Genomic DNA, 10,087 nt, shown 5'->3' on the forward strand with positions numbered 1-10,087 from the left:
CGGGGCCCCGGGGACGCGCCGAGCCCCCGGCGAGGGCACGGAAACGCGAAAGGAGAGGAAGCCGTAGGGCTCCCTCTCCTTTCGTCGGACGATCAGCCCTTGAAGCGGGGGAACGCCGAGCGGCCCGCGAACACCGCGGCGTCGCCGAGGTCTTCCTCGATGCGGAGCAGCTGGTTGTACTTCGCGACGCGCTCGCTGCGCGCCGGGGCACCGGTCTTGATCTGGCCGGCGTTCACGGCGACGGCGAGGTCGGCGATCGTGGTGTCCTCGGTCTCACCCGAGCGGTGCGACAGCATCGAGGTGTAGCCCGAACGGGTGGCCAGGTTGATGGCATCCAGCGTCTCGCTCAGCGTGCCGATCTGGTTGACCTTCACGAGCAGCGAGTTGGCGATACCGAGGTCGATGCCCTTCTGCAGACGCTGGGGGTTGGTGACGAACAGGTCGTCGCCGACGAGCTGCACCTTCGAGCCGATGGCGTCGGTGAGCTTCTTCCAGCCGTCCCAGTCGTCTTCGGCGAGCGCGTCTTCGATCGTGACGATCGGGAAGTTCGCGACGAGGTCGGCGAAGTAGTCGACGAGCGTGTCGACGCTCCACTCCTTGCCCTCGACGGTGTAGACGCCGTCCTTGAAGAACTCGGTGGCGGCGACGTCGAGGCCGACGGCGATGTCCTGACCGGGGGTGAAGCCGGCCTTCTCGATCGCGCGGATGAGGAAGTCGAGGCCCTCGCGGTTGCTGGGCAGGTCGGGGGCGAAGCCGCCCTCGTCGCCGAGACCGGTGTTGTAACCCGCAGACTTCAGCTCGCCCTTGAGGACGTGGTAGACCTCGGTGCCCCAGCGGAGCGATTCGCTGTAGGTCTCGGCGCCGATGGGCGCGAGGAAGAACTCCTGGAAGTCGATGCCGTTGTCGGCGTGCTCGCCACCGTTGATGACGTTGAACAGCGGAACGGGCAGCAGGTGCGCGTTGGGGCCGCCGAGGTAGCGGAACAGGGGCAGGTCGGCGCTGTCGGCGGCGGCCTTGGCGACGGCGAGCGAGACGCCGAGGATGGCGTTGGCGCCGGTGCGCGACTTGTTCTCGGTACCGTCGGTCTCGATGAGGATCTCGTCGATGATGCGCTGCTCGCTGGCTTCGACGCCCTCGATGGCGGGGCCCAGCTCGTCGACGACAGCAGCGACGGCCTTGAGCACGCCCTTGCCGCTGTAGCGGCTCTTGTCGCCGTCACGCAGCTCGTAGGCCTCGAAGGCGCCGGTGGATGCGCCGGAGGGAACAGCCGCGCGCTGAACGATGCCGTCGTCGAGGAGCACCTCCACCTCGACGGTCGGGTTTCCGCGCGAATCCAGAATCTCGCGCGCGTTGACAGCCTCGATAAGTGCCACGAAGGACTCCTCGTTGGTTCTTGAGTGAAAGAGGGCGGAGCGTCATCGGTCCGTGGTCGAGTCTAGTGACCGCCCCCGACGCTCGTGGGCCAGAGCGTCATTCCGCGTCGGACTCCGCTCCGCCACGCCCGCGGCCGCGCACGTCAGGACCCGGCGCCGGCCTCCCCGGCATCCACGACGATCGCGAGGGCCACACCGTCCCAGCCCTTGCGGTCGAGGGTCTGCAGGGCGGTGGCGTCGAAGCGGGGGTCGCTTCCGAGCATCAGGATGCCGCGGCGCGCGCCCTGCACCTTCGAGTCGGTGGCGTCGGCATCGGCGACGTCTCCCCCGCGCACGACGTTGTCGAGCACGACGACCGTGCCCGGACGCCCGAGCCGTGCGGCCCAGTCGAGATACAGCGTGTTGGATTCCTTGTCGGCGTCGATGAAGACGAGGTCGAAGGCCTCCTCGCCCTCGAGGGAGGGGAGCACGTCGGCGCCCCGCCCCACGCGCACGTCGACACGGTCGCCCACGCCGGCGCGCCGCAGGTTGGCCCGTGCGAGCTCGGCGTTGGCCGATTCGGCCTCGATCGACACGACCCGCCCTCCCTCGCCGACGGCGCGGGCGAACCAGATCGTCGAGTATCCGCCGAGGGTGCCGATCTCGAGCACGCGGCGAGCGCCGGCCATACGCGTGAGCAGGTGCAGGAACTTGGCGTTGACGGGGGCGACCTCGATCGAGGGGAGGCCCGCCGCGTGCTGCGCCGAGAGCGCGGCATCCAGGATCGGGTCGGAGCCGACGAGCGTGCGGGTCAGGAAGGCGTCGACGTCGTCGTGAGTGGGCACGGTCCCAGCCTGGCGGGGCGGCGGTCGTGGGTCAACGCGCGTCAGCGTTCGCCGCGCAGGTGCGCGCGGGTCATCTCGTCGTACTCCTCGTCGGAGAGCTCGTCGAAGCCCTGGGCCTCGACGCGGTCGGTGCGCATCCAGCGGACGAGCAGGATGACGAGGATCGGCACGTCGGCGAACTCGGCGATGAACCAGATCATGTCGCCGGCGAGATGCTGATCGTGCAGCGTCGACGGCCACCACGACATCGTCTGCACGGCATCCGGGATCAGGTCGACGACCGAGTCGTTGAGGCGCAGCAGCAGCCCGGGGACGGAGTCGATCAGCAGCTCGACGAAAGCCAGCAGGAACTCGATCGCGATGAAGGTGCCCGAGTGCACGGCCCCCAGCGCCATCATCGGCAGCACCATCGCGAGCCCGACGAGCGGCACGACCACCCCCAGCGACGCCTCGACGACGGGGTTCACACGCAGGATGCCGGCGAGCGGGGTCAAGAAGAGGCAGAACACCGCGGCGATGACGACGGTGGCCACCATCGCGTTGCCGAAGATCCGCGTGACGCGGGAGGCGAGGACGCGCTCGATCACGGCGCCCGCGCCCAGTCGGGCGGCCAGGTCGAGCGGGCGTCCGGCGGCGATCCCGGCCGGGACGGCGAAGATCAGCAGCGCGATGCGGGTCGAGAACGCCCAGCGGAGCTCGGCCGAGAAGACCGCGAGGAATCCGAGCTCGATCGCGGCGTACGGCAGGAGCCCGAGTGCGAAGAACCCGATCGTCCGGCGCAGGGGCCACTCCTGGCCTCGACGACGCAGACGCGCGACACCGACGAGGTAGGCCGCGGATGCCACGAACAGCACGCCGAGCGTGAGGGGGTCGGCGCGCCAGGTGGTCAGGAGGATGTGCAGAGGAGGCGTGGGGGAACGGTACGACCGTGAGCTATGGGTTGGCCGGGACGTCGGCGGAAGGCCGCGGCGACACCGAGGGCGACGGCTCCGCGTCGCCCCGGAGGGCGCCGAGCACCGCCGGCAGCAGGGCCTCGGCCGTGCGCCGGTAGCCCAGGGCGCTGGGGTGGAAGCGGTCGATGCTGAACATCTCGTCGGGGCGTTCGGCGAAGACCGGTCCCACCGCCCGGGCCAGGCCCACCACTCGCGCGCCGGCACGCTCGGCGGCGCGGGCCTGCGCCGCCGCCAGCTGGCGCGAGGAGCGCGACGCGAGGGTGCGCAGCGGCTGCGGCACCGCGCGCAGCGTGCCGAGGTCGGGGCAGGTTCCCACGACCACGGCCGTCCCCCGGGCCGTCAAGGCGCCGACGGCCTGCTCGAGCTGGGCCGCCGCGCGCACGGGGGGAACGCGGTGCGTGACGTCGTTGCCACCCACCACGACGACGGCGACGTCGGCGCGGTAGTCCGGCGGAAGGGCGGCGATCTGCGCCGCGAGCGCCGAGGTCTCCGATCCCACGACCGCGGCGGTGCGCAGGCGCACGGGTCGCGCGGCCGCGCGGGCGATGCCCTTGGCGAGCCGTGCCCCCAGGGTGTCGCGTCGGTGTCCGGCGCCCAGACCCGCGGCGATCGAGTCCCCCAGCACCAGAAGCTCGACCGGTCGACCGTCGTGCTTCTTCCGGCGCCAGACGCGGTCGGCATCCAGAGCCTGTTCCCCGAGCGGCTTGCCGATGCGGCGCCGCGCGATCGCCGCCTGACGCGAGATGAGGGTACGCAGGGCCACCGCCGTGGCCCCCAGCACCGCGACCGACGACGCGGCGGCGAGGGTCACCGGCCGTCGAACGGGCCGTCGAACCCTCGCGCGACGCATGTCCCGATCACACCTCGACGACGTGAACACCGGGTGACCGAGGCGTGGCCGCCGAACGACGGCGGTCGCGCAGCGACTCTCAGCCGAGCGGCTTGATCTCCAGCGACGCGCTCGTCGTTCCGGCGTTCACCGTCGCGAACGACGTGTATCCGTCGGCGCTCGCCCGTTCGAGCAGAGCCTTGAGGTTCTTCGTGCGCTGCTCGAGACGTACACGCGCACCGTCGGCCACGAGCTCCGCCTTCACCCGCAGCAGGTCCTCGAGGGCGACGTCGCGATCGTGCACGAGCACCACGGCTCGCTCGCCGGTGTCCTCGGCATCCTGCAACAGGTCGACGATGCGCTCGAAGCCGATCGAGAACCCGACGGCCGGAACGTCCTGACCGAGGAAACGCCCGATCATGCCGTCGTAACGACCGCCCCCGCCCAGCGAGTAGTCGACGCTCGGGTGGGCAAGCTCGAAGATCGTGCCGGTGTAGTACCCCATGCCTCTAACGAGGAACGGGTCGAAGACCAGCGGCGCGTCGGCGCCGCGTGCGGCGGCCACCGTCTCGCCGAGCGCCACGAGGTGCGCGATGACCTCGTCGGGGATGCCGTCGGGCAGGGCGGCGCGGATGCCGTCGTCGTCGAAGCGCACGCCGTCGGGGCGAGGACGTTCGAGGTAGGCCGCGACGGCGTCGGCCGCCTCGGGCGTCGCTCCGCGGTCACGCAGCTCGGCGACGACACCCGAGGCGCCGATCTTGTCGAGCTTGTCGATCGTGATCAGGACCCCGGGTCGCTCGTCGGGGGCGAAACCGAACACGTCGAGCATCGCGTCGAGGACGCGACGGTCGTTGACACGGATCGTTCCGCCCTCGAGCCCCAGCGCGTCGAGCACGTCGAGGCTCGCCGTCATCAGCTCGGCCTCGGCGCGGGCCGACGCGTCGCCGATGATGTCGATGTCGCACTGCAGGAACTGGCGGTACCGGCCCTTCTGGGGGCGCTCCGCCCGCCAGACCGGCGCCATCTGGATCGCGCGGAACACCGTCGGCAGCTGGGCACGGTTCGTGGCGTAGAACCGGGCGAGCGGAACGGTGAGGTCGTAGCGCAGGCCGAGGTCGGCGAGAGCGGCCGGGTCGTCGGCGGCGGCGCGGATGCCCTCGGCATCCATTCCCCGCTTCAGGATGCTGAACGACAGCTTCTCGTTGTCGCCGCCGATCCCGGCGTGCAGCCGCGAGTACTCCTCCATCACGGGCGTCTCGATCTCGTCGAAGCCGTGGGCGCGGTAGCGCTCGCGGATGACGGCGAGCACGCGCTCGCGACGGGCTTTGTCAGCGGGGAGGAAGTCGCGCATGCCGCGCGGCGGGTTCACGGATGCCACGCGTCCATTGTCTCAGCCCCCGCCGGTGCGCTCGCGCCGTCGCCGTCGAGAACACCCGCAACGACGTGTGCGGTCGTGACGCGGGGGCGGGGCTCAGGAGGCGCCCGGCGCGGCCTCGGCCGCCGTGACCTCGGCGCGCAGGGTGCGCAGACGCTCGCGCAGGGCGCGCTCGGCGTCCCAGCCCCGGTCGCGCCCCTGCTGCACCAGCGCCAGCAGCGCGTCGCCCAGCTCCGCCTCGGTCGCGGGATCGGCGAGCCGGTGCGTCGGCGCGTGCACGCCCACCTGTGCGGCCTTGCCGACCAGCTTCTGCGCGAGCGCGAGCGCGGGCATGTGGTCGCTGACCCCGTCGAGGACACTCGTGCGCTCGCTCTTCTCGGCCGCCTTCGCCGCGTTCCAGTGCACGAGCACTTCCTCCGGAGTGGATGCCACGGCCCCGGCGAAGACGTGCGGATGCCGGCGCACCATCTTCTCGGTGAGTCCGCGAGCGACGTCGTCGATGTCGAAGGGCTCGACGGGGTCGCCCGACGCGATCTCGGCGTGGAACAGCACCTGCCATAGCAGATCGCCCAGTTCCTCGCGCAGGTCGGCGCGGGTGCCCGACTCGACGGCGTCGATCACCTCGGCGCTCTCTTCGACGAGGTAGGGCACGAGGGCCGCGTGGTCGATCGTCTTCGTCCACGCGCAGCGTTCGCGCACGGCCCGCATGGTCTCGGCCGCCTGCCTCAGCGCATCGTCGCTCACGAGATCCCCCTCCGCGGCGCCGTCGGCGCCCTTGCCCCGAGTATCTCTCGCCGGGGCGGTGAGCGAGCCGGGGCCGGGCCGAACTCCTGAGTTTTCGGGATGTCGGATCGACGGGCGTGCAGGATCGCGGCGTCGGAGACACATGGCGAGCGGAAACTCAGGAGTTCGGCGCGCGTCGTCGGATCGCCTAGCGGGATCCACCCCCGGACACCTGCGCGCGCGGTCGGGGGTCCGACCGGTAATCCTGCGGCGCATCGGCATCCCACCCGGACGAACTCCGGCATCCTGCCCGGACAGTACGGACCCGCACCGGTGGGAGCGAGGCTCCGGCGTACACCACCGCGCCCCGGTGTCACTCGCGCGTCACCGGACGCCGATAATCTGGGGCTGTGCGTGAACTGACCCCGACCGAGGCCATCGACCTCGTGGGCCGCTTCGAAGCCGGCCAAGAGCTCCCCGAACAGATGCGCGCCGACGTGCGCCTGCTCGGCTCACTGCTCGGCCGCGTCCTTCAGGAGAGCGGCTCCCCCGGCCTGTACGACGATGTCGAGCGGCTGCGCTCGGCGACGATCCAGGCCTACACCGACGAGACGCCCGAAGCGTTCGAGCGGGCCGCGGCGATCGCCGACGGCTTCTCGATCGCGCGGGCCGACGAGGTGGCCCGTGCCTTCACGGCCTACTTCCACCTCGTCAACCTCGTCGAGGAGCACCAGCGCGTGCGCGTGCTGCGCGAGCGAGGAGACAACCCGTCGCGCTCCGGCACGCCCGACACCATCGCGACGGCATACGAGCGGCTGTCGAGCGAAGTGGGCGAAGAGACCGCGCTCGCGCGCCTCCAAGCGCTGCGCTTCCACCCGGTCTTCACGGCTCACCCCACCGAAGCCCGCCGCCGCGCGATCTCCACGAGCATCCGTCGCCTGTCGGAGCTGCTCGCCGAGCACGACGCCGCCTCCGACGGTGGCACCGAGAGCCGTCGAACCGAGCGCCGCATGCTCGAAGAGATCGACACGCTGTGGCGCACCGCTCCCCTCCGGCGCGAGAAGCCGTCGCCCGTCGACGAGGTGCGCTCGGTCATGTCGGTGTTCGACGAGACGCTCTACACCGCCGTGCCGCGCGTGTACCGCCGCATCGACGACATCCTGCAGGGCGAGCACGCCGGTTCCCGCGCCCCGATCGTGAAGCCGTTCGTGCGCGTCGGCTCGTGGGTGGGTGGCGACCGCGACGGAAACCCCTTCGTCACGGCATCCGTCACCCGCAAGGCCGCCGCAATCGCGAGCGAGCACGTGCTGCTGGGCCTCGAACGCACCACGCAGCGCGTGGGTCGCGGACTGACCCTCGATGCCGAGTCCACGCCGCCGAGCGATGCCCTCGTCACCCTGTGGCACCGTCTGCGCGCCGCCGACGAAGACGCCGCGGCCGAGATCGCCGAGCGCTCCCCCGACGAACCCCACCGCCGCATCATGCTGTTGCTCGCACGCAAGATCGCCGCGACCCGTTCCCGCAACGCCGACCTCGCGTACCGCGACCCCGAGCACCTTCTCGCCGATCTGCGGACGGTGCAGGATTCACTCGTCGCCGCGGGAGCCGCACGTCAGGCCTACGGCGCCCTGCAGCGCCTGGTGTGGCAGGTCGAGACCTACGGCTTCCACCTCACCGAGCTCGAGGTGCGACAGCACTCCGCCGTGCACCGGAAGGTGCTCGAGGAGCTCCGCGCGGGTGGTGCCCGCAGCGAGCAGACCGACGAGGTGCTCGAGGTCTTCCGTTCCATCGCCTATGTGCAGGAGCGCTTCGGGCCGCGCGCCGCCGGTCGGTACATCGTGTCGTTCACGCAGTCGGCCGAAGACCTGGCCAACGTGCACGAACTGGCCGCGTTCGCGATGGGCCCGGGTGAAGACGTGCCCGTCCTCGACGTCATCCCTCTCTTCGAGACCTTCGCCGACCTGCAGGCCGCCCCCGGCATCCTCGCCGAGATCGTGTCGCATCCGTCGTTCGTCAGTCGGCTGGATGCCACGGGCCGGCGCCTCGAGGTCATGCTGGGTTACTCCGACTCCTCCAAAGACGTCGGACCGGTCGCGGCGAACCTCGCGCTGTACGAGGCGCAGGCGAAGATCTCGACGTGGGCCGAGACCGAGGGCATCGAGCTGACGCTCTTCCACGGTCGCGGTGGTGCGCTCGGACGAGGCGGCGGACCCGCCAACTCCGCGATCCTCGCGCAGCCCCCGCACTCCGTCGACGGCCGGTTCAAGCTCACCGAGCAGGGCGAGGTCATCTTCGCCCGCTACGGCGATGCCGACATCGCCATGCGCCACATCGATCAGGTCGCGGCGGCCGTGCTCACGGCCTCCTCCCCCTCGATCGAGCGCCGCAACCGTGGGGCCGCTGAGGCGTTCGCCGATGTCGCGAGCACGATGGACGTCGCCTCGCGGGAGCGTTTCTTCGCCCTCGTGAAGGCTCCCGGCTTCGCACCGTGGTTCGCCACGGTCACGCCGATGGAAGAGCTCGGTCACCTGGCATTGGGCTCTCGCCCCGCGCGACGCGGCCTCTCGGTGGAGTCGCTCGAAGACCTCCGAGCCATTCCCTGGGTGTTCTCGTGGACGCAGGCGCGCATCAACCTCGCCGGCTGGTTCGGTCTGGGCACGGCGCTCGACGCCGTCGGCGATGAGCCGCGCCTGCGCGACGCGTACGAGCAGTGGCCGCTGTTCCGCACCATGATCGACAACGTCGCGATGAGCCTCGCGAAGGCCGACGAGCGCATCGCCCGCCGCTACCTGGCACTCGGCGACCGTGACGACCTCGCGGGGCTCGTGATGGACGAGATGCTGCTCACCCGGTCGTGGGTCGAACGCATCACCGGCGGCGACCTGCTGGGCAACAAGCCCGTGCTGCAGCGCGCGGTCAAGATGCGCAGCCCCTACGTCGACGCGCTCTCGCTGCTGCAGTTGCGGGCGCTCCGCGCCCTGCGCGACGCGGCGAACACCTCCGAGACACCGGATGCCGAACAACAGCGACTGCTGCTGCTGTCGGTGAGCGGTGTGGCCGCGGGGCTCCAGAACACCGGGTGATCGACCCCTTGTCACCGCGAAGCGCTGGCCCCTCGAGGGGCCGGCGCTTCGTCGTCTCCGCGCGCGCTGCGAGCTCAGTCGACGGCTCGATCGGACGCGTGTCGCGACAGGCTGCGCCCGTACCGCTCGGTGAGCTGCACCATCAGATCCGGTGTCTCACGATCGAGCCCGAAGACGTAGCCGGGGAAATCGAGTTCCTTCTGCGCCGCCCAGATCTCGTCGTGCCGATCCGGCGAGAGCAGACGGAGCGGGTCGCCCACCGCGACCCACCCGATCGGCACCACCGTCTCGGGCGGCAACACGGTGCGCAGGTGCACGACGGCGTTGATCCGCACTTCACTGCGGTCACCGATCTCGGCCCCGTTGAAGATCCGTGTGCCCGTGGCCAGGAACACCTCGTCGCCGACATCGGCACCGGCGACGCTCGCCATCGGACCTACCAGGGTGTGCGCGCCGATGTGCACGGGGTGCGTGGCGCTCGCGCGGATGAGGGCGTTCTCCATCACGATCGTGTTCTCGCCCAGCACGATGCGGCTCCCCTCGGACGTGAGGACGGCACCGTGGAGCACCTGGCATCCCGCGCCGATCACGACATCACCGCTGATGACCGCGGTCGAAGCGACCACGGCGTCGGGGTGGATACGCGGCTCCGCGCCCAGGTGAGAGAAACGCATGGATCGATCCTTCCAGTCGGTGCCGTCAGCGTAGCCCCGGCCCGACGCCGCGTCAGCCTTATCGACCCCGCGCGGCGAACAGCCAGGACAGGGACGGCGCCTCTCAGCAAGCCGTCGCGACCGTCGTCGGGGTACGACGAAGCGCCGGGCGGCGTCCCCCACAACAGGGAACGCCACCCGGCGCTCACACACGAACACAAAATGTGCCCGTAAATGCGAAATGGCCACCCAACATTGGGTGGCCATTCCGACT

General features: G+C 70.8%; 8 protein-coding genes. 1 reads left to right on the forward strand and 7 read right to left on the reverse strand.

Annotated elements, in window-relative coordinates; all coding sequences use genetic code 11:
- Positions 1 to 92 precede the first annotated feature (92 nt).
- The 6 genes from eno to IFU40_RS08460 form a co-directional block, all read right to left on the reverse strand.
- Positions 93 to 1,373, reverse strand: a complete 1,281-nt coding sequence (gene eno / locus IFU40_RS08435; RefSeq protein WP_055836041.1) for a phosphopyruvate hydratase — start codon at positions 1,371 to 1,373, stop codon at positions 93 to 95.
- A 143-nt stretch (positions 1,374 to 1,516) separates the two neighbouring features.
- The gene (locus tag IFU40_RS08440; protein ID WP_191926019.1) at positions 1,517 to 2,197 is read right to left on the reverse strand and encodes a class I SAM-dependent methyltransferase; all 681 of its coding nucleotides are present in this window, start codon (positions 2,195 to 2,197) and stop codon (positions 1,517 to 1,519) included.
- Between the two features lie 41 nt (positions 2,198 to 2,238).
- Positions 2,239 to 3,042, reverse strand: a complete 804-nt coding sequence (locus tag IFU40_RS08445) for a cytochrome c oxidase assembly protein (RefSeq protein ID WP_342343501.1) — start codon at positions 3,040 to 3,042, stop codon at positions 2,239 to 2,241.
- An 88-nt stretch (positions 3,043 to 3,130) separates the two neighbouring features.
- Entirely contained in the window at positions 3,131 to 3,961 is an 831-nt protein-coding gene (locus IFU40_RS08450) for an SGNH/GDSL hydrolase family protein (RefSeq protein WP_441005404.1), read from the reverse strand.
- Positions 3,962 to 4,079: 118 nt separating this feature from the next.
- Positions 4,080 to 5,330, reverse strand: a complete 1,251-nt coding sequence (gene hisS, locus IFU40_RS08455) for a histidine--tRNA ligase (RefSeq protein WP_194716988.1) — start codon at positions 5,328 to 5,330, stop codon at positions 4,080 to 4,082.
- A gap of 120 nt (positions 5,331 to 5,450) precedes the next feature.
- Positions 5,451 to 6,062, reverse strand: a complete 612-nt coding sequence (locus IFU40_RS08460; protein ID WP_191926061.1) for a MazG family protein — start codon at positions 6,060 to 6,062, stop codon at positions 5,451 to 5,453.
- Positions 6,063 to 6,487: 425 nt separating this feature from the next.
- Between IFU40_RS08460 and IFU40_RS08465 the strand changes: the two genes are divergently transcribed.
- Positions 6,488 to 9,160, forward strand: coding sequence for a phosphoenolpyruvate carboxylase (locus IFU40_RS08465; protein ID WP_191926022.1), 2,673 nt, complete (start codon positions 6,488 to 6,490; stop codon positions 9,158 to 9,160).
- Between the two features lie 74 nt (positions 9,161 to 9,234).
- Here the strand turns inward: IFU40_RS08465 and IFU40_RS08470 are convergent, their stop codons facing one another.
- Positions 9,235 to 9,834 carry a gamma carbonic anhydrase family protein gene (locus IFU40_RS08470; protein WP_191926023.1) on the reverse strand — a complete coding sequence of 200 codons (600 nt, stop codon included), beginning with the start codon at positions 9,832 to 9,834 and terminating at the stop codon, positions 9,235 to 9,237.
- Between the last annotated feature and the right edge of the window lie 253 nt (positions 9,835 to 10,087).

Source organism: Microbacterium sp. CFBP 13617, from assembly GCF_014839445.1.
Lineage (GTDB): Bacteria > Actinomycetota > Actinomycetes > Actinomycetales > Microbacteriaceae > Microbacterium.

What these genes read in the sequence shown, in the direction of transcription:
- hisS (WP_194716988.1), bottom strand. Translation starts at nt 5,330, where the DNA reads ATGCGCGACTTCCTCCCCGCTGACAAAGCCCGTCGCGAGCGCGTGCTC.
- IFU40_RS08460 (WP_191926061.1), bottom strand. Translation starts at nt 6,062, where the DNA reads ATGCGGGCCGTGCGCGAACGCTGCGCGTGGACGAAGACGATCGACCAC.
- IFU40_RS08470 (WP_191926023.1), bottom strand. Translation starts at nt 9,834, where the DNA reads ATGCGTTTCTCTCACCTGGGCGCGGAGCCGCGTATCCACCCCGACGCC.